Below are 19,520 nucleotides of genomic sequence, written 5' to 3' on the forward strand. Positions count from 1 at the left end.
CTTTATGATATGGTTTGATTGAATACTGCATGTTCTACTAACATTCGAAGGAGTGAGTCACTTTTGGTTAAAAAAATTAGTGTAGCAAACGGCGCACTTGAGGTGTCACAAATTTCGCTTGGCTGTATGCGGATTGCTGATTTATCTGCAAAAGAAGCAGATACACATGTACATAGTGCCCTCGAGCTCGGAATAGACTTTTTTGACCACGCCGACATCTACGCAGCTGGCAAAGCCGAGGAAGTATTCGCAGGTGTACTGGAGAACAATCCGGGTATGCGTGATAAAATGATGATCCAAACCAAATGCGGAATCCGCAACGGTTTTTTTGATTTCTCCAAGGAACATATCCTGCAATCCGTGGAAGGCAGCCTTAAGCGCTTGAAAACAGACTATATCGACGTCCTACTGCTTCACCGTCCTGATACGCTATTCGAGCCAGAAGAAGTCGCTGAGGCTTTTGATATTCTGGAAAGCAAAGGTATGGTCAAACACTTTGGTGTCAGCAATCAGAACCCGTTGCAAATCGAGCTGCTTAAAAAAAGTGTAAAGCAACCGCTGCTGTTCAACCAGCTGCAATTGAGCATTATGGTCACTGGCATGATTGATACAGGTTTCAATGTGAATATGACTAACTCCGGTTCAGTTGTTCATGATGGCGGGATTTTGGAGTACAGTCGCCTGCATGACATGACCATTCAGCCTTGGTCGCCTTTCCAATATGGCTTCTTTGAAGGCGTATTCTTAGATAACGATAAGTTCCCTGAATTGAACGAGGTCATTAACCGCTTAGCAGCTGAAAAAGACGTAACCAATACAGCGATTGCCATCGCATGGATTCTCAGACATCCGGCAAATATGCAGCCTGTCGTTGGCACAACTAATACGCAGCGCTTGCGTGATATTGCCAAAGCTTCCGATATTACTCTCACTCGGCAAGAATGGTATGAAATCTACCGTGCTGCCGGCAATGTCCTTCCATAAACACCTAAAGCCACGAGGTACGTTATTAACGTACGCCGTGGCTTTTTTACCAGAGAGCGATTCAATCCTCACGTTCTAGTAAAACTAGATAGACAGCGTCAAGATATTCGTATACTCACAAAAAGAACACAAAAAATAATAACTACTACCGAAATACTTAAGATCATAGTGAATCTTTTGTTATCCTTTTTCATAATCCATCCTTCCTTCCTATAGATGCACATCTCTCTTTTCAAAAGAAATTAAAGCAACGCTCAAGCAAACTCCTATGATTACAACAGGGATTAGGATCATACGAACACCCTCGTTTAGGGTATATATTTCATGTGAATTTACAGCAGAGAATTTAAAAATTTGCGTCGTTAGCGTATTTTCAGAAATCACTCTCAGATATACATACGAAGAGTCTTTCAGATAACCACTGAGCAGAAAATCGCCAAATACAAAAACAAACGTGGCAATAACAGCGGTAGCCGATTTTTTCATCAATACTCCTAACAACAGCACGACAGCGGAATAAGCTGCGAGATACAAAATATTGAATCCAATAGCCCCCATAGCAACGATAAACTTCCCCTCTAAGCTTTCATTTCCGATATGGGAACCCGTAACAAGCGCTGCCAGCATATACAATACATAAAAAAGACCAAAAAATTGAATTACCCACCATAATACCACTTTTAATTCGGTCAGATATTTTCCCAGTAAATATAATGACCTGCTCTGACCCGAAGCGATAATGGTTTGAACCGACCCATACTCAAATCCCTCGGTAGCAAAAAAACAAACGTAAATCGGGATGATAAAATACAGAAAAAAAGATAACTGAATGCTAGTGATTAAAGGCTCTAAAGGACTGTCTATATCAAATCCTACTTGTACCCCCATCCAAACCAGTAATAAGGCACTTCCAAACAGCAAAAGAAGACTTATCCCCTTGAACATGGGATCCTTGGTTACATAATAAGCTTCAGCCTTAAGAAAATTCCTCATTCGTTACCTCCAGCAATTAGATCCATATAATAGTTCTCAAGATTTGGAGCCGACAGGTTAATCCCTTCAATATGGATGCCCCGCTTTAGAAAAAAAGACATCAGCTCTTCTAGATTTGTACTCTCTTTAGGAATTTGAATTTCTCCAGCTTCGCTGATCGTAATGGTTTCTAGTTGGAGTTCACTTTTTAAAATCTGAAGTGTCGCTGCGGGATCAGCCGTTCGAATACAGATTTTTGTTTCCGCCGTATGTAAGAGTTCCTCCGCAGAAGCTTCTTTGATTAACCTTCCTTTATGAATAAAACCGTATTGGGTCGCAAGTAGCTGCAACTCACTTAAAATATGACTGGAGATTAATATAGTCACTCCTTGTTCTTTGGATAGCTTCTCCAGGATCTTTCGCACTTCAACAATGCCTGACGGATCAAGACCATTAATAGGCTCGTCCAATACCAGAAATTTGGGATCGTTAAGTAGAGCAATAGCCAGACCTAAACGTTGTTTCATCCCAAGGGAGTATTCTGAGGTTAGCTTAGAACCGGCATCTGCCAGAGAAACTGCCTGCAATACTTCCGCAATTCTGCTCTTATCCTTAATCCCAAACGCACGGCAATAAAACGTAAGATTTTGCTTCGCATTTAGATTAGGATAAAGCGCTGGCCTTTCAATTAGAAATCCAACCTTTCGCCTCGCCTCGTGAACAGCTTTTGTGTCCTTTTTTTCAAAAAGAGAGATTTCGCCATGTGTCGGATGTACCAATCCGCCTATTATTTTCATTAATGTAGTTTTACCTGCCCCATTTTCGCCAACAAACCCATAAATATCTCCTACCCCAATCGTCATATAGACATCCTGAAGCGCAAAAGACTCTCCGTATTGTTTGCTTAAACCTTTGGCCTCAAAGATCGTTTGAGTCAAATCAAACACTCCTCTTTTCACTTTTCCACATCCTAACATGTTGCCATGAACTCTACATTCAAACTGTAACAATCAAGTTAGTTAATGTAATTATTAAGAAGGATTTGTATAATGTGACTTATATGGTCGACAAATTCCCGGATATTTTGGACAATTCTTGGCGAAAGGAATGATAAAGTGATACGTATTGCTGTCTGTGATGATGACTTTCCCACTACTGAATTAATAGAGAGACTTATTCTGGAGACTCAAAGGAATTTCACAAGTAAAATAGAGGTGTCGATCTTTTATTCCGGAGAAAGCTTCACTAAGGCCATTCAAGAGGCCTGCGCGTTTGATATTATTTTTATGGACATTGAAATGGCGGATATGGATGGAATAAAAGCTGGGTATGTACTGCGGGGAAATGATGAAAATGATCTAGTGCAGCTTATCTATGTCTCTAGTCATGATGAATATCATCTGCAACTCTTCGATGTTCAGCCCTCGGGATTTATCAAGAAACCTATCGATTCAGAGATATTTAAGCAAAAACTGATTTCTACGATTGAAAAAGTAATTCGCAAGCTCCAGCAAGGCAAAAAAAACTTCTTATCACTACAGCAAAAAGGAAAAGAAATTCTAATCCCCTATCGAAATATCATCTATCTGGAAAGCAACCGGCGGAGAATTATTCTTTATTCCTGCAAGGATCAACTCGACTACTACAGTACACTAAACGAGGAAGAGCAGAAGCTTCCTGTGAGCGATTTTGTCCGAATCCATCAATCCTACATCGTTAACTTTTACTTTATTAAAGAAATCAGTAACCAAGGAGTAATTCTCCTAAATGGTGAAGCCTTACCCATTAGTGCAAAATACAGTGCCGATTTTAAGAAAAAATATCTGAAATTCAGGGGGAGTCTTGTTGGATAATATCTTTCTGGAGGAGTTATTTTATCTAGTAACGCTTCCACTTTTACCTATCATCATTCATTACTTCTACAGCCATTGTTTCGTTAGCCGACTTACCACCAAAGCCAATCTTGTTATCGTGTACTCCCTATATTTCCTCTGTATTGTCTTTCTGCACTATAGCTCACTGCCAGGCTCAATCCTACTCACTCTCAATATTGGCCTGATTGCTCTCTTATCTTTTTTTTACAATGGAAATATCAAATGGCGGATCGTTGCCGCTCTTTTTCTGGTTGCGCTTATTACGCTTAGTGAGTTATCACTGCCCCTATTTTACTCGACAAAGGGATATATTCTGAACCAGTTTCTTTCCAAGCTGCTGATGTTTATATTAGCTTTTGTATCCGTGCGCGTAGCTAAAGCCTTTGGAAATGGCGGGTTATCTAAATGGTATTGGGTTCTATTATTTATTTGCCCTTCTATAAGCACACTAGGGATCTACAGCTTCGCATCCAGCCTTTATATGCAGTCCTTCCCTACCCTTGTTCCAATCCTGTCCACAGGACTACTCATTATAAATTTATTGATATTTATCTTATGCGACCGTATGTTAGTTATCCAATCTGTACAGAACCAAAGTTATTTACTTGAGCAACAAAATGCTTACTATGTAAATCAATATCTTTTGACAAAAGAAATACAGGAAGAATCTTTTAAGTTCCAGCATGATATTAAAAATATTCTCATAGGTTTACGCGCAAAGGTACAATCCGGTGAAGCTGCCAATCTAAATGAGTTGGACAACTTACTGGGGCAAATAGACAACCCAATAGGCGTTAGCAATAGCGGGAATACGATTATTGATTCCATTATCAACTACAAGCAGCAGGTCGCTGAAAAGCATCAGATCCCCTTCAAGTTAGACTTGAACATCCCTGCACAACTGACGCTCGACACCACAGTTATCAGTGTGATTTTAGGAAATGCACTGGACAATGCCATTGAAGCTTGTTGCGATAAAAGAAATGAAGAGTGCTATATAACCATACATATGCATTATCTTAATGAAAGCTTGTTCATCCGGATTCAGAATCCTTATGTGAATGAAATTCATACGAATCGTTTTGGCGACATCTGCTCCACAAAAACTAATAAATCCGGTCATGGTATAGGCTTAAAAAGTATCCAGAAGGTCGTAGAGGATAGTAATGGCTTAGTAGATATTTCATATAACAATAATCTATTTCAAGTCGAAATTGTTCTTTTTATGGTCCCCTGTAAAAAAAGGAACAGCCTATCGTAAGTACAATAGGGTGTTCTTTTTTAGTTAACAGTAAGATAAATCGAACCTCCACAGTTTTCCTCTCGATTTTGAGTAAACATATTATTGTGAGGATACCGAAATATAAGTCTAAGAATAGAAATCTAAAAAGCCAAAAAAAATTCTTGTACAATGAAGCTTTTTCGCGGCTTTTTCCGCATTCACAAAAAGTCATAAGGATACAAAACTCCCACAGTTGGACATTAGAAAGAGAACGAAATGCACTACGAGAAAACCAACTCTCCCCTAACAAACTTAAGCGAAATTTAATAAAAATCTCAATAAAAATGCAGATCTGTTCTTCTTTTTCTAGATTAGATTTATAAATATGCTAGTTACTCCTCAAACAATGAATCTAGCACGGTTGAACCTCATATCCAACTAAAGTCAATTGCCTCTTTTATATCTACTAAATTATTCCCCCAAGAACTTGTGAACTATTTCTCATATACTATTTTAGGTTGGCGCCAATCTTTCTCATAGAGGTCTTATGAATGCAGTTTAAAGAAATCTATCTAATAATTTGAAAGAAGGAAACCACATTGGCACTGGGTTGTGATACTGCAACAAACGTTACTTCAGCAAGATTGATGACACTTCAAAATAATAACTTTACATTTGTTGGACGATACCTGAACCGTGTAGAAGGTTCTCATGACGGGCTTACAGATGCTGAGATTACACGAATTTCTAATGCTGGGCTGTTCATAGTATCCCTTTATGAAAACAAAGGTGGAACAACTGTCAGTTACTTTACGAATGCACAGGGTGTTAGTGATGCGAAAGATGCTGTAGAATTGGCAAATGACTTCGGACAAACGAATGCCACTCCGATTTATTTCGCCGTGGATCGCGATATGACCACTACTCAAATTACTGGAAATGTTGTGCCTTATTTCCAAGGGATAATGTCAGTTCTAAACAGCAGCACTCAAAATCCTAACGGTTATAAAGTGGGAATCTACGGTTCAAGAGCTGTTTGTGCCTACATCCGCGGCTCCTTCTCAGCTACGACACGTTATACTTTTATCGTCGATAATAGCTGGGCAGGGACTTTCAATGATTGGAACTTACGTCAATATAATTTTAACACCACGCTTGGCTCAGGCAACGGTCAGATTAAGATTGATTACGTAGAGTCATCTTCTCATGGAGGAGGGGGTTGGAAATAGTAACCTATTTTATTCAAATTGAGAAACAAATAGAAGGGATCCTTTAGCCTCCGAATTTTCTCACTGCTGCATGTACCGCTAGATACCTTATAATATCCTATAAGAAGTTGCATCTGTAACACAACATATTAATTCATTGGATTCATGTTATTTTTTAATCAATGAACGTTGCAAAATTGGATCCCTTACAATTCGCTAATACTCTTTTCGAATATTTCTCTCATAGGCTTCTATCCTTAGGCATACTTTAGGATAGAAGCCTTTTTGACTTTAGTTCGGGAATTAGTATTCATCGTATCTATTTTTCCATTATCTGAGATCCCATTGGACAATCAAAAAGCGGCCATTCCAATGGCCGCTTTTTTTAAGGATTTAGAAGCTTATCATAAGCTTCATCATAAACCCAAGTGATTCCTTCATCTTTACTGGTAAGATATATAGTTCCTGCCACACCGGTATCTTGATCAATTAACGAGATAGGGAACAGTCCTTCCTTTCTATTAAAGATAGGAGAAAGGGGATTTTTTTTATATTTATCAAACTTTTCTGGAAGCGATACAGCAAGCCTTTCCCAAGTTTGCCCCTGATCTTTGGTCCAATAAATTACAGGACCCTCATCCATATAATATCTGTACCCTAAAAACCCGATATCCGAACTAGAAAACCCCACGCCGGTCAAATGTTCCGAATAAATATCATTTGGATTGCCTATCTCTTTCCACGTCTTACCTCCGTCAGAGGTTTGATATACGTAATTCAGCGCACTCCCAACTCCTTGTGAAGCACCACTGACCAGCCAACCATCATTTTTATTCGTGAAACCGATAAATTTTGTTTCATATCCCATTGCTCCAGGAATAGGATAGTCATTCCATGTCTGTCCCTTATCATTACTGATTAAAACATGCAGCGGCAATGATTTTCCATCTGCAAAACCATAAACAATAGCTGTTTTATCCTCGGATATAAAATAACCGGTGTTCTCTTGCCCCATTCCCAGAACCCCTCCGGTCGTATCCAATTTTAATGGCACATTTGCTTTAACATCTCCATTCCGATATGAAACAGAAACGTTCCCCTCTGCATCTATGGAGTACGAATTGCCAGCATCATTAACAACAACTTGCTCCCCATCAAAGCCAATGGAATAGATCGTGCCGGGTTTGATGAATTCGCTGCCTTTTATATTAGTGCATGCCGCCAACACGCTGATTACCCCGATCAAAAGCAGGACGGTATAAAATAGAGTGATGCCGTTTCGTTTTTTCTTCGTATTAAGAATAGATATAAATCGCTCTTTCATAGAAATTCCCCCTCCTGAAAAGTTAGTTGATAAAGCCAAAAAGCGGGGATCCGAATTCTGCATGACAGATAAGATAGCCTCACAATATTTTTTACGGTAAGATAAGCTTCGTGTACCCACTACCGTCTCATCACAGTAAATTTCAATTTCACGTCCTGCTTGGCGTACCATGAACCACACGAAAGGATTAAACCAATGAATTGCATGTACAATTAAGAGGAGTATCTTGTATATAATGTCATGTCTCTTATAATGAACTAACTCATGCTTGAAGATAAATTCAAGCTCTTCATCGTTATATTGATCATGCGGCAAGAAGAGAATCGGCTTGTAAAAACCAACTAACATTGGATTTGGAACCTTTTCACTAATTAAAACGGTGATGGATAATTTCATTTTCATTTCTTTATAAACTTGGTTTATTTTCAATACCATCTGGTCACTTAAAAGAGAATTACTCCAACGAAGAGACTGTTTTCTGAAAAAGTAGTAACTGGTAAAATGATAAAGCAAAAAAAGTACGAACCCGGAAAACCAGAGCCAAGTTAAGATGTCCATAAGAGATGGTATATGATTTAACGATGCGGCCTGCTGAACAGGATGAGAAATCCCTGACATATCAATTTGTATGCTGTTGGAAGGAATGTCTTGAAACACTGTACTTATCTTTGAGCTATCAGGAAGCGGAATCCGTACGACATTATTGGCAAACGAAATGTTAAACGGAAGTAGCAAGCGTATAGTCAAAATCATCCATATCCAATATTTCCATTTTGCCGAATAGTTTTTGCTTAACCATGGAGACAAGAACATTAAAACGAAAATCATTAGACTTGTCGTTACTGAAATTATTAAAAAATCCGAAAAAAGGCTGGTCATTATCAGGATTCCTCTCTTTCTACCCGGTCAAGCATTTCACGCAGTTCTGCAAGATCATTTCTATCGATAGCCTTGCCATTGTACAGCGACATCACCATATCTTGAATAGAATTACCGAATAGTTTTTCAAGAGTAGATTTTCCTTCACATTCCTTATAATCCGTTTCTGAGATGGCTGCACGATAACTATTGCTCCGTCCCTCCTTTTCACAATACAGAAATCCCTTATCAACGAGTCGCGAAAGCACCGTCATTAAAGTAGCCAAAGCCCAATTTCGTTTATTACGTAATTGATCCGATATGTAGGAAGAACTCACTGGATTCCCAGTTTTCCAAATGACAAGCATAATTTCTAACTCTGCATCAGGTAGCTTCTTAATTTCATTAATCATGAATCAACCTCCATATTATACAGTTGTATAACTGCTTTTATTATACAACTGTATAAATAAAATGCAAGTGATCTTTTCTTTTGTTTCTATAAATTAGAGACGTTGAAAAGTAGGAAAAGGTTTGCACCTTATAGTATCAATGCTAAATCATCGAATGCGAAGCTAACGGTATATACTAGAACTTTGGAAATAGGGTAATTCAGAAGTAGTAGTAGAGGAAAATCTAATGCTCCTATTAGAAATTCAATAAGCTCTGAAAATGAAAAAGGTCTATAAAATCGCTTATTAAGCAATCTTATAGACCTTTTTAGTATACGGTGAGAGGCTCGAACCTATCGATATTTATTTTGAACGCATCAATAGATATAGGAAGTAAGGCACACTCAGCATTGTTACAATAATTCCTGCGGGAATATCTGACTTAAAGCTGACCGTTCGAGCAATCGTATCCGCTACAAGCAGCAATAGCGCACCAATAAGCGCTGAAGTAGGTAGAAGCACTTTGTAGTCGTGACCTACCAGCTTGCGAGCCACATGCGGACTAATCAATCCAATAAAGAAGATCGAGCCCCCGAGCGCTACACAGCCAGAAGCTATGCCTACAGCCGCAATCGCCAAGCGCAAAAATTTCTTCTTTACAGCGACTCCTAATCCTATCGAAATTTGGTTGCCTAGCACCAAGACGTTCAATGTCCTGAAATTAAAAAGAATATATACGAATAGCAGCAATACCCAAGGTGCCAACAAGCTGATATAAGACCACTTGTCCCCCCATAAATATCCTGCTTGCCAACGCTGCGCAAACTCATACTTCTGGTCATCAAGCTTTAAGGTCAGGAATAGCGACAGCGCACTAAACCCCATATTGATCGCAACACCAGTCAAGACAAGTCGTGTAGAAGAAATCATACGACGTTTTCTATAGGCTAGAACATAGATCAGAGCTGCTGCCAGCAGACCACCTAAGAATGCCATAGACGGCAGTAATAATGTTATAGCGGCGCCTTGAATGCTTACCGTTGAGATAATCAGCAACACCATAAGACCTGAACCTGAGCTAATACCAAGCATGCCGGGATCAGCCAGATCATTGCGCAGCAAAGCCTGCATAACTGCACCTGCCAGTGCCATCCCAAATCCAACAAGTATCGCTAATACGATCCGAGGAAGACGAAACTTATAAACAACGAGATTATGCTCCTCTGGACCTTGTCCAAGCAATACTTGAAATACTTCAAGTGGATTGAGGGACACCTTTCCCATATTAAGACTAAGAATAGCTCCTGCAATAAGCAGTATTAAAAGAGATAGAATCCATATTGTAGCCTTATGCGATTTAACAACATTCATTTGAAGGCTCTCCTCTCTTTGCTCGCAATTAGCAAGAAGAAAGGAACACCAATCATTGCAAAAATAATGCCCAGTGCTGTCTCTGCCGGACGATTAATCAGCCTTCCTGCGATATCCGCTACAACCATAAGTGCGCCGCCGTAAATGGCTGATGCCGGAATAATATAACGATAATCTACACCTACAAAAAAACGCATAATATGCGGAATAATCAACCCTACAAAGCCGATTGGCCCTACAAGTGCAACAGCTACACCCGCTAGTAAAAGGACCGCAAGCGTAGCTATCATCTTAACGAGAACGATCCGTTGCCCGAAGCCTTTCGCAATCTCTTCCCCCAAGTTTAAAACAGTGATAGAGCGTGCAATGAATAGTGACAAAGCCAGTCCACCTAAGAACCAAGGTATAACTAGCCTAATTTCCACCCATGTTGCTCCAGCCACACTACCCGAAGTCCAATAAGCAAGGGCACGACCAATTCCATAGTTTAATGAGATAAATGACCCCACAGCTCCAAATAGCATTGTAATTGATATTCCAGCTAGCACCAGTCGTTGAGGTGTCATTCCTGAACGATTCAATGAAGCGGCAAGATACGTTAATCCTGCTCCAAGTCCTGCGCCAATAAAGCTAACCAGCAAGGTTGTTGTCTGCAGTTGCCCTGGAAGAAAAACCAGTGTAACGGCCATTGCAAGAGCTGCTCCTGCATTTACTCCCATTAATCCGGAATCTGCTAAGGGATTTCGCGTATAGCCCTGCATAACCGCTCCTGCTACCGCGAGACACATACCTGCAATAATATCAGCTGCTGTACGCGGAATTCGAAGGGCATGAATAATCTGATGCTCGGTCAGTTCAGGATCAAAATTAAAAATCGCTGTCCATGCCATTTTCAGGCTCATGGAAGCAGAGCCAAATGAGATAGAAGCTGCTACTGAAAGTAGCAGCAGCAGTATCCCTAGGAGTAGAAACAGACCGAAATACGATTTCCCTCTTAAATCAGGGATAACGGTTGTTCTATCATCTAGCTTTCTATTTTTTTTCATACGCTGACACTAGCTTCTCAACTACAAAATCTAGCTGCTTATCAAGAGAGTAGATATCGGAATAATATGAAAAATCAAACCCGATTTCGATCAATCTACCTTCTTTGATTGCTGGAATGCTGTTCCAAATTGGATTGTCTGACAAATCATCAGCCCCATCCCATACAGAGCGGAACACGAAGTCTCCTATATACTCAGGTAACACCTCTAAGGAAACAAACCCTCCAGTAGCCTTCTCTCTGCCATCAATCTTTTTCTGAAGAATCTCTGGTGCTTTTAGCCCTAAATATTCATAAATGATCTGAGAGCCCCTTCCATAAAGCTTGCTATCGATCACCGCCATCTCTTTTTTGCCGCCTTCGATAATGGTTACTGTCTTATCCAAAATTCCAAGTTCATCAAGCTGCTGCTTGCTCTTCTCCAACTTCTCGTGGAAATTATCTAATAGAGCTTGTGCCTCCTGCTCCTTGCCAAATACCTCGCCAATCTTCATTACACGTTCATCCGTCGCCATTTTTTCATAAGGAATTGGAACGGTCGGTGCAATATCCTTAAGGATTTCGTAAGTTTCTTCAGAAGCAGCTATGATCAAGTCCGGCTTTACTGCCATAATAGCCTCTGGATTAGGCTCATACCATGAACCTAGATCTTCAATCCCCCCAAGCTCTTCTGCAAAGGCCGCTCCTTCAAAGACACTCGAAGTCCCTACTGGCTTAATGCCGAGGGCCACAAGATCCCCTTGAAGGTATAACACGACAACCCTCTTTGGATTAGCTGGAACAACAATATCTCCCTTTATTGTAGAGATAGTTCTTGTCTGAGTCTCCTTATTGGCATTGTCAGCTGCAGTTGAATTATTTGCTGGTGATGATGTAACTTCAGAAGCTTTGGATCCATTAGAATTTGTGACATTAGAACCAACACTTGCAGATCCACATGCACTTAATAGCAAGGTAAAGCTAAGCAGCATCGCTACAATAAAACTTGACGTCTTTGTTAATCTCATAGGTGAAGACCCTCCGGTTATTTCATTATGGTAATAGTAATGATAATGATTATCATACTCAATAACATTATATCGGGAGGATATGTGCTCGCCAATGGAGAATTTGGCGGTGGTAAATGGACGATTGTCCGATGAGCTCACCTGCCTGCTTTCCTTGCGGAACCGGATGGGAGATTGACCATTGTATTTACTGAACATGCGACTGAAGTAATATACATCGTTATATCCAACTTCTTCTGCAATATCGCGAAGTGGAGCATCGGTACATCGTAATAGCTCTTCTGCATGTTTAAGCCGGAATCGTATCAAATATTCAATCAAGCTAAACCCTGTCTCCCCTTTAAAGCGGGTTGATAAATGACGAGGGCTATAATTAAATTGCTCCGCTATAGATTCTAGTGATAAATTATGACGATAATGCTCCTCAATATAACGGACAACCTGCCCAATGACATCCGGTTGCCTGAGGTTAATTCCATCCTTTGTAAACTGCTTTAATAATTCATGTATAAACTGATAGAACAAGCCTTTAACTTGAATTCTTTCCAATTGGCTTCCTTGTGCCCAAAGTTGTTCCATTGCCATTAGTTGATAGTGCAGTGGTAATGGCTCCAAAGACTCGAAGCTATACTGCATCCGAAATGGATTGCTGCGTTCCAAAAGTCTTGCTAAATCCTTTCTTCCTGGCAAGGAGGCTCTATAGAATAATAAATAGTATTCAAACAACTTCCCTGTCTCTATACTTAGTCTCATGCCCTTGCCACCATGCACAATAAAGTGACGGTCTGCGTCGTAATCTATGCCGTTGAGATTCAAGCTGGCCGTACCCCGCACACAGTAGATAAATCCGCATGCTGGTAATACATAGCCTTGCAGCTTGTCCCCAGGCTCCATCACAGCATGTCGAATATCAAGTACTTTAACAGCGGCATAATTCCATGCGAAAATATGATCTTCCAGCCTCATCTTTGCAATACACTCCGATCTGCTCCACAATCTATTTGAATTAATTATATTTCACAATAAATGATAATGATTATCAATTAGTATTAGGTAGTTCCTCTATTTTGTCAATCGCTGTTTAGTATCATGATTGCTTATAGCTTTCGAAATGGAGCTTCCTCAGGAATGCCTCTATCTCATTCACATATCCGCTTACATTAATCTTCCTCAGTACAACTAAGTACAATTTCTTATTCACACTTGAAGGATGTATCAAAAGTTTTCCGGCACAGGCATGAACGGAATTGTAAAAAAACAAACAAAAAAGTTCATCAGATATAGTATCTAATGAACTTTGAGTTGATTTAGTTGGTACCGGTGAGAGGACTCGAACCTCCACGGTTTCCCTCTCGATTTTGAGTCGCTCATGCTATCGGGAAGATAGCAGAAACTAAGTCAAAGAAAAGGAATCTAAAGCCCGCGAAAATCCTTGTAAGATCAAGTTTTTTGCGGGTTCTTTCGTTAGATTTAAACGCCGCAAGGCTTCCGAGAATCTTCTCAAATAGTAGTCGCTTTTGCACAAATGAGAGAACTCGGAGAGAACTATAACAGATCAGCCCGCTCCCTATCATTGACAGATAATATCGAAGCTTTGGCTTCAGGGAGGGGAATTGATATGAGAAAAACAACATTAAACACTATCGCTAATCAAAAAGGCAGTACAGGTAAAACCACCACCGCTTATAATGAAGGAAAAAAGATATTACTGATTGATTTTGATCCTCAAGGGAATCTAACGATGTACTTTGGTATCGAACAACCTGATAAACTCCCTTACTCTATGTTCAACATCAAGAACGCGATGATGACGGACGAACCGCTTCCATCGCCCGATGAGTGCATTCATTCTCAAGGTAACATTGACCTGATTCCTAGCAACACTTGGCTTACTCAATATCAATGCTTTGGTAGCACTCAACTGCTCAGATCATTGTGAAGGTAAAGAAGCGAATCAATCCACATATTCGCATTGAGGGCGACTTGATGACCAGGTGCGACACCCGTACCAATTTATATAATGAAACCATTCGTCTAGTGAAAGTGTGGTGTATCATAGAAGTCAGTCGTCCGGCAAGTTTATTTTGATCAATGAAAATGGACTCTAGACTCCAAAGCGAGGAAAACTGTCGGCCTGTCTTTTACGTTATTCAAAAATAATTAAGTCATCTATCTCCCCTAACGCAAAATACAAGAATCCTTTGAATTTATCAATCGTAACATTCCGTAAAATATCAGCAAAATCTTCATAATCTTTTATTACTTGAAAATTATTAAAGTAAACTTTATTCAATATCTCTGCTTCGCATTCACTTCGACTTATTGGACTAAATCTATTACTGTATACATTTATCCTTAACTCCTCTTTTAACTCGTGGAAATTTACACTTTCAAGCATGAAATTTATTATCTGTTCCACATCTATGGTTATCTTATTTGGAGTCTCGTAAATATCATTGCTGCTCGTTAATTCAAATATATAGTAAATTCTAGTAGAGTCCTCATTACTAAAAAATATAATTTCAAATTTACAGTTATTTTTGACACCATAAGCTTTATCTAATAATTTGCAAATACTTATCAAGTACAATTCATTGAGAATCGTTTGTTCTTTGTTAAAAATCTTAGAAAAATAAGTACTAGAAAGTGCAACTTTTTTATCACTATTACAAAATAATTTAAATATTTGTACATCTATATATAAATTAGATGCTATCCGTTCCAGTTCTTTGTCATGGAATTCTTGCTTTTCCACACAACCTCTTCGCTTTGTTTTTTGAGGCAAGTCAGAAATAACAAACTCATTTTTTTCATGATTAAAAATGAAATATCTTAAATTTCCTGCTACATAAATACTACTTAAAGTCTCAAATAATTGGTCAACGTTCAAACTTTTTACGTCCTCAAGTAGGCCTATTGGTCGAGAAACAATATCTTTATTTAAAAAATGAATCATTACATTGATCTTTGCCACCTCATTGTGTTTCGATAGTATTTCTTCCTCGACCTCTCTAATGGCCATTAACATTAAGTCATAATATTCATTTTTATTATCTAATATCCTCCCCACATAGTTTTCAAATTCAAAGATAAGGTTTAAACCTACTTGGTACTTCGCATTGCTCCAACTATATAAGCAATAGCAGTAACTTGTTTGTCCTCTCAAATTACTTTCTTTCTCTGTGAAAAAATCTTTGAGCATCGCCAGTATAACAAAGTGCTCTAGAACGTGAGCTAAACCGTTGTTGCTAATACCATCTTTTTCTGATCCAGCTTCGCATAAAATAAAAAATGAATACATCATCTACCTTCTTTCCGAACTTCACTTCATTTTTTTATCCTTGATGTGTTTTAACTTTATGCGTAATGCTCAATCTAAGAAGTAAACCTCATTTTATTAATCCATCTTGGCAAAAATAGTAGGAGTATAAATAAAACTGCAACAGTAATGGAAGGAACGGCAATAATTCTAGAAATACCTCCATAGGGTTCAAAACTTGTGTAATAGCTATTGAACTTGGCTATCTGCATGGGCAGAAAATTGCCCACATAATGTTTCAGAAAGAATACCTCGCTCATCTGAATGGCGTAAGATATGGCTATGGTGAATAGTAACAGGGCGTAGCCAGTATAAATCTGTGTGACTAATACGCTGATCAATAAAGTAATCCCTGTCATCAGTGAGATTGCCACATATCCAATAACCAGGTTGATTAAAAACTGCTCGAAATAATTCACCGCAACCATTGATAAAAAAAATTGTGGACTACTTTGTATAGGCAAATCCGCTCCTTGTAAACCGTACATAAAGAATATAGGCGTAATGTAAATCGCTACCGCCGTCAGATAAAGCAATAAAGAGAGCTGGAAGGCGTTGATAATCCGTATCCTACTCAGCTTACGTTTTCCAAACCTCGTGGATTTGACCAGTCCGTCCACGCCCAAGGTCTCGTCTTCATTAAAAATTGGGACCAGTAGAATGGAAATGAGAACCAGGACAATAAAAACACACTGGCTCATCCCTGAGTTAACGTTCTTCCATCCCTCGGCATAACCCATCCGGATAGGTTCGGAGAGAGAAGCCGCTGCAAAATTCCCGTTGCTGATTCCTTCCCTAGAACTCCCCGCTTCCTTCTGTGCACTTTTGATGATGTCTGCCCTGTCCTGATAAAATTGTTCTGCTGAGACATCCCGTATTCCAGTCCAGTTCCAGCCATACACTTGGATAAGCATATCCAAGGCTGGCAAATCTGCAACATCCGCTTTATTCCTGTCTTCTGGTAGGCTAAGTTCTCTGTATTTTTCCAAAATTTTATTAATCTCAACTTCATCCAATACCTCCGGTTGATAGAAATACCGGTATTCCGTCCCATCTGTTACCTCATATCTTGCCTGATTTAAATAACCTGTTTTGATGGTGTCTAAGTTGTAAAAGGTAAGTATCAGAAACAATGCCAACAAAAAACCGAATATGTTTATGTTTAGGATTTTACTTCTGTTTACTTTTGATAAATAGCTCATGATTTCACCTACCTTCCTCTACTGTAAATAATATCTTCTCATCCATATAGAGATACCGATTCGAGATAAGAGAATGTACACAGTACCCAGAAACAGGGCGACAAAAACATAAGGAAATACAGTATTACCCACAAAATATAATTTCTCTATGCCTATAAGATTATTGATAAAGTTCTGAGGCATGAAGACCATCACTTTTTCAGTCAGCGCCCCCCTCCCCATCTGATAAGTATTTACGAGATAAAAATAAATCAGTGAAAGTGCTAATACCAGTTTCCCTCTTTTAAAAACCACGGACAAAAACAGGATAAGATGCGTCACGACAAGTGTGGAAAAGTATCCCATGGAAATATAGAGTAACCCCTCTTGAAGCTGATTCATAGAATAAAATGTAACTGTTCCGATTTGAACCGAAGAGTCCCAGCCGTGCAGCGTATACACTGCGGTAATAAACAGCAGTATGATCGCAATATACACAAAATAGGCTATCGTAGAAAACACACAAGCGGCACCAAGCTTGTAGCTGAGCAGCCTCCTCCTGCTCTCCTTGGTGGATAAGGTCACCTTGTCAATTCCTTTGCTGCTGTTTTTGGAGAATCCCTCGCATAGGATAAAGGCCAAGAACATAAAGAAAAGGTAGATCGTATTTAATAAACCTATTTTCAGGTACTCCCAGCCACTATCGTATTTGAATAAAAATGGGGTGGGTACTTTTTGCATTTTCTGGGATATGATTTCGATTTGTTTCTCTGTATAAGGAAATAGATTTTGTTCAGTGGATAAATATTCGGTAAAACTGCCCTTCCAATCTACATAAAAATTGGAGAGTTGCTCATCCGTTAAATTTAAGCTGTTATCGAGAACACGGTACTTTATATATGGAAAGTTCAGTTCCCAGTTCAGCGCATCGTGAGGAAAAGTTAATCTTTTTCCCAACTTGCGATCTGTATCTACTTCGCCTTCAATATAAGGTTTGTCCACGCTGTTTTCGTAGTTTTGTTTCATTTGTAATAAATAATCCGTCGTCATCGTGCCCTCAACCGTGCGCTCCCTTAAAATTTTCCAGCCTCCAAGACCGCTATGTATGGTTCCCTCATCATCCAAGACATCTATACTCTTGGCGGTTTGAATCCAGGGGATCAGAATAATAGTGAGAAAGAGTAGGCTGATAATTACTGTATTTTTATTTAATATTTTTTTCAGTTCTAATGGAATGAAATTACGCATGGCTCCCACTCCCTAAGTAGATGTAGTAATCTTCCAGCGTGGGCTCGCATACGATTGCGCCTGATTCCTTTTCTCCCAAGTAACGGACATTAACAACGTTTTCTTCCTGCCGGATCCGTACGATCAGGTGCTCCTTTTTAAAGGAGGCCAGTCGCTCTCTGTCCATCTCCTCAGTAAATACTTTTCCTTTAATCCCGGATAACATCTTTTGCACATTACCTTGCTCTTTAATTTTCCCCTGATTTAGGATGATCACATTGGTGGTAATTGCTTCGATATCCGAAATAATGTGGGTAGAAAACAAGATGATCTTGTCCTGTCCCATTTCGCTTATGATGTTTGAAAAACGGATTCGCTCATGGGGGTCAAGCCCAGCGGTGGGCTCGTCAAAAATTAATATCTTCGGATCGTTAATAATGGCTTGGGCAATGCCCACCCGCCTTTTCATCCCTCCGGAAAAGGTTTTGACCTTTTTATTAGCAACATTCTCCAGGTTGACAAACTGTAATACCTCTGGAACTTTGTGCTTCAGTTCTTTTTTTGACAACCCCTTCAGTGCTCCCATATATTCCAGATATTCTGTTGCTGTAAACGCGGAATAAACCTCGAAGTCCTGGGGAATATATCCCACAAGATTCCGGTAGTCGTCGTTCATATGGAAGATATCCTTGCCGTTAAAGGTAACCTTACCACTAGTTTGATGGTCAATTGCCACAAGAATTCTCATCAAGGTGCTTTTCCCTGCCCCATTATCTCCCAAAAGCCCATACACACCTTCAGGCAATGTAAAATTTAGTTCACTGATTGCCCGTTTCATTCCAAATGTTCTTGTTAAATTCTCCGCTTTAATTTCCATCGCTAATTTCCTCTCTCAATTGATATACGTCTCCTTCCGAGAGAACTTGCCATTCTTCTCCCGTAGACTTTCTACCTAACAGGAGGTTGGTATATTCTCCGTCCAGCTTTTTCACTTCCCATGCGAACAGATTTTCATTTTCGAATCCTGCTATGATACCTGTTTTTTCTTCCTTGTATAGAATATTTTGGATTCTCGGATCATCAGTGTTTCCCCTAGTGCCATTGTCCGCTGGTTCGGGAAACCGATCTGAATTTTCTCTCATGTATGCATCAACTGTTTTGTAGATGCCTGTTATATCCTCGATAGAAAGAGATGGAACTTCTATTGTTGGCCTAATTGAAGACTCTTTTCTTCCTTGCTCCCGATAAGTTCTTTCATTTTTTTTCCTCCCTTCATCAAGACGTTTGTCCAAAGCAATATCCTCAAAAGTCCTTTTATCATCTAGCGTTGCATCCTTTGGAGATTCCTCATTGCCCGGATTCTTATTCTCTGACTTTACATCCTTCGGATTATTATCTAAGGTAATTAAATCCTCTGAGATGGTTTTATCATCCTGTATGCTTGCATATTCTGAGTAGCTGCTTTGATTTTGGAAGTAGAGGCTTCCTCCAATCAAAATGGTTATAGTTAATACAAACATTAAGATTTTTTTCACT

Annotated in this window: 17 protein-coding genes; 5 read left to right on the forward strand and 12 right to left on the reverse strand. The window is 39.4% G+C overall.

Going from position 1 to position 19,520, the window contains the following annotated elements; translation table 11 throughout:
- Window positions 1-63: 63 nt before the first annotated feature.
- Entirely contained in the window at window positions 64-984 is a 921-nt protein-coding gene (locus tag MKY54_RS24480) for an aldo/keto reductase (RefSeq protein ID WP_256715863.1), read from the forward strand.
- A gap of 210 nt (window positions 985-1,194) precedes the next feature.
- Here the strand turns inward: MKY54_RS24480 and MKY54_RS24485 are convergent, their stop codons facing one another.
- Complete coding sequence (locus MKY54_RS24485; RefSeq protein WP_076281186.1) at window positions 1,195-1,977, reverse strand: hypothetical protein; 783 nt, start codon at window positions 1,975-1,977, stop codon at window positions 1,195-1,197.
- The gene (locus MKY54_RS24490; protein ID WP_339169432.1) at window positions 1,974-2,915 is read right to left on the reverse strand and encodes an ABC transporter ATP-binding protein; all 942 of its coding nucleotides are present in this window, start codon (window positions 2,913-2,915) and stop codon (window positions 1,974-1,976) included. Before MKY54_RS24490 ends, MKY54_RS24485 begins: the two co-directional genes overlap by 4 nt.
- Window positions 2,916-3,071: 156 nt before the next feature.
- Between MKY54_RS24490 and MKY54_RS24495 the strand changes: the two genes are divergently transcribed.
- The 3 genes from MKY54_RS24495 to MKY54_RS24505 all read left to right on the forward strand — a co-directional run bounded on the left by MKY54_RS24495 (window position 3,072) and on the right by MKY54_RS24505 (window position 6,281).
- Window positions 3,072-3,809: a LytTR family DNA-binding domain-containing protein gene (locus MKY54_RS24495; RefSeq protein WP_076130411.1), complete on the forward strand. Its 738-nt coding sequence runs from the start codon at window positions 3,072-3,074 to the stop codon at window positions 3,807-3,809.
- Complete coding sequence (locus MKY54_RS24500) at window positions 3,802-5,091, forward strand: sensor histidine kinase (RefSeq protein ID WP_076308784.1); 1,290 nt, start codon at window positions 3,802-3,804, stop codon at window positions 5,089-5,091. The genes MKY54_RS24495 and MKY54_RS24500 overlap by 8 nt, the downstream gene beginning before the upstream one ends.
- A gap of 560 nt (window positions 5,092-5,651) precedes the next feature.
- Window positions 5,652-6,281 (forward strand): glycoside hydrolase domain-containing protein, encoded by a 630-nt coding sequence (locus tag MKY54_RS24505; protein WP_076308783.1) that lies wholly within the window; start codon window positions 5,652-5,654, stop codon window positions 6,279-6,281.
- Between the two features lie 364 nt (window positions 6,282-6,645).
- Here MKY54_RS24505 and MKY54_RS24510 read toward each other — a convergent pair whose 3' ends face one another.
- From MKY54_RS24510 to MKY54_RS24530, 5 genes are all read right to left on the reverse strand, one after another.
- The gene (locus MKY54_RS24510; RefSeq protein ID WP_076308782.1) at window positions 6,646-8,463 is read right to left on the reverse strand and encodes a M56 family metallopeptidase; all 1,818 of its coding nucleotides are present in this window, start codon (window positions 8,461-8,463) and stop codon (window positions 6,646-6,648) included.
- A gap of 2 nt (window positions 8,464-8,465) precedes the next feature.
- Window positions 8,466-8,855 carry a BlaI/MecI/CopY family transcriptional regulator gene (locus MKY54_RS24515; protein ID WP_076308781.1) on the reverse strand — a complete coding sequence of 130 codons (390 nt, stop codon included), beginning with the start codon at window positions 8,853-8,855 and terminating at the stop codon, window positions 8,466-8,468.
- A 342-nt stretch (window positions 8,856-9,197) separates the two neighbouring features.
- Window positions 9,198-10,205 carry an iron ABC transporter permease gene (locus tag MKY54_RS24520; protein WP_076130413.1) on the reverse strand — a complete coding sequence of 336 codons (1,008 nt, stop codon included), beginning with the start codon at window positions 10,203-10,205 and terminating at the stop codon, window positions 9,198-9,200.
- A complete protein-coding gene (locus MKY54_RS24525; RefSeq protein ID WP_080742574.1) occupies window positions 10,202-11,251 on the reverse strand; it encodes an iron ABC transporter permease in 1,050 nt (349 codons plus the stop codon). Before MKY54_RS24525 ends, MKY54_RS24520 begins: the two co-directional genes overlap by 4 nt.
- Window positions 11,238-13,223: an AraC family transcriptional regulator gene (locus MKY54_RS24530; protein ID WP_076308780.1), complete on the reverse strand. Its 1,986-nt coding sequence runs from the start codon at window positions 13,221-13,223 to the stop codon at window positions 11,238-11,240. Before MKY54_RS24530 ends, MKY54_RS24525 begins: the two co-directional genes overlap by 14 nt.
- A 652-nt stretch (window positions 13,224-13,875) precedes the next feature.
- Here MKY54_RS24530 and MKY54_RS24535 point away from each other — a divergent pair.
- Window positions 13,876-14,196 carry a ParA family protein gene (locus MKY54_RS24535; protein ID WP_076308779.1) on the forward strand — a complete coding sequence of 107 codons (321 nt, stop codon included), beginning with the start codon at window positions 13,876-13,878 and terminating at the stop codon, window positions 14,194-14,196.
- Window positions 14,197-14,403: 207 nt separating this feature from the next.
- On the opposite strand, the gene MKY54_RS24540 is transcribed toward MKY54_RS24535, so the two are convergent.
- The 5 genes from MKY54_RS24540 to MKY54_RS24560 all read right to left on the reverse strand — a co-directional run bounded on the left by MKY54_RS24540 (window position 14,404) and on the right by MKY54_RS24560 (window position 19,519).
- Entirely contained in the window at window positions 14,404-15,558 is a 1,155-nt protein-coding gene (locus MKY54_RS24540) for a hypothetical protein (RefSeq protein ID WP_036687478.1), read from the reverse strand.
- Between the two features lie 74 nt (window positions 15,559-15,632).
- Window positions 15,633-16,715 carry a hypothetical protein gene (locus MKY54_RS24545; RefSeq protein ID WP_339188213.1) on the reverse strand — a complete coding sequence of 361 codons (1,083 nt, stop codon included), beginning with the start codon at window positions 16,713-16,715 and terminating at the stop codon, window positions 15,633-15,635.
- An 81-nt stretch (window positions 16,716-16,796) separates the two neighbouring features.
- The gene (locus tag MKY54_RS24550) at window positions 16,797-18,005 is read right to left on the reverse strand and encodes an ABC transporter permease (RefSeq protein WP_036687475.1); all 1,209 of its coding nucleotides are present in this window, start codon (window positions 18,003-18,005) and stop codon (window positions 16,797-16,799) included.
- Entirely contained in the window at window positions 17,998-18,861 is an 864-nt protein-coding gene (locus MKY54_RS24555) for an ABC transporter ATP-binding protein (protein ID WP_036687473.1), read from the reverse strand. Before MKY54_RS24555 ends, MKY54_RS24550 begins: the two co-directional genes overlap by 8 nt.
- On the reverse strand, window positions 18,851-19,519 hold the full coding sequence (locus tag MKY54_RS24560) for a hypothetical protein (protein WP_036687472.1): 669 nt from the start codon (window positions 19,517-19,519) through the stop codon (window positions 18,851-18,853). Before MKY54_RS24560 ends, MKY54_RS24555 begins: the two co-directional genes overlap by 11 nt.
- Between the last annotated feature and the right edge of the window lies 1 nt (window position 19,520).

It is taken from the genome of Paenibacillus sp. FSL P2-0121 (assembly GCF_037975345.1).
GTDB lineage: Bacteria > Bacillota > Bacilli > Paenibacillales > Paenibacillaceae > Paenibacillus_AQ > Paenibacillus_AQ odorifer.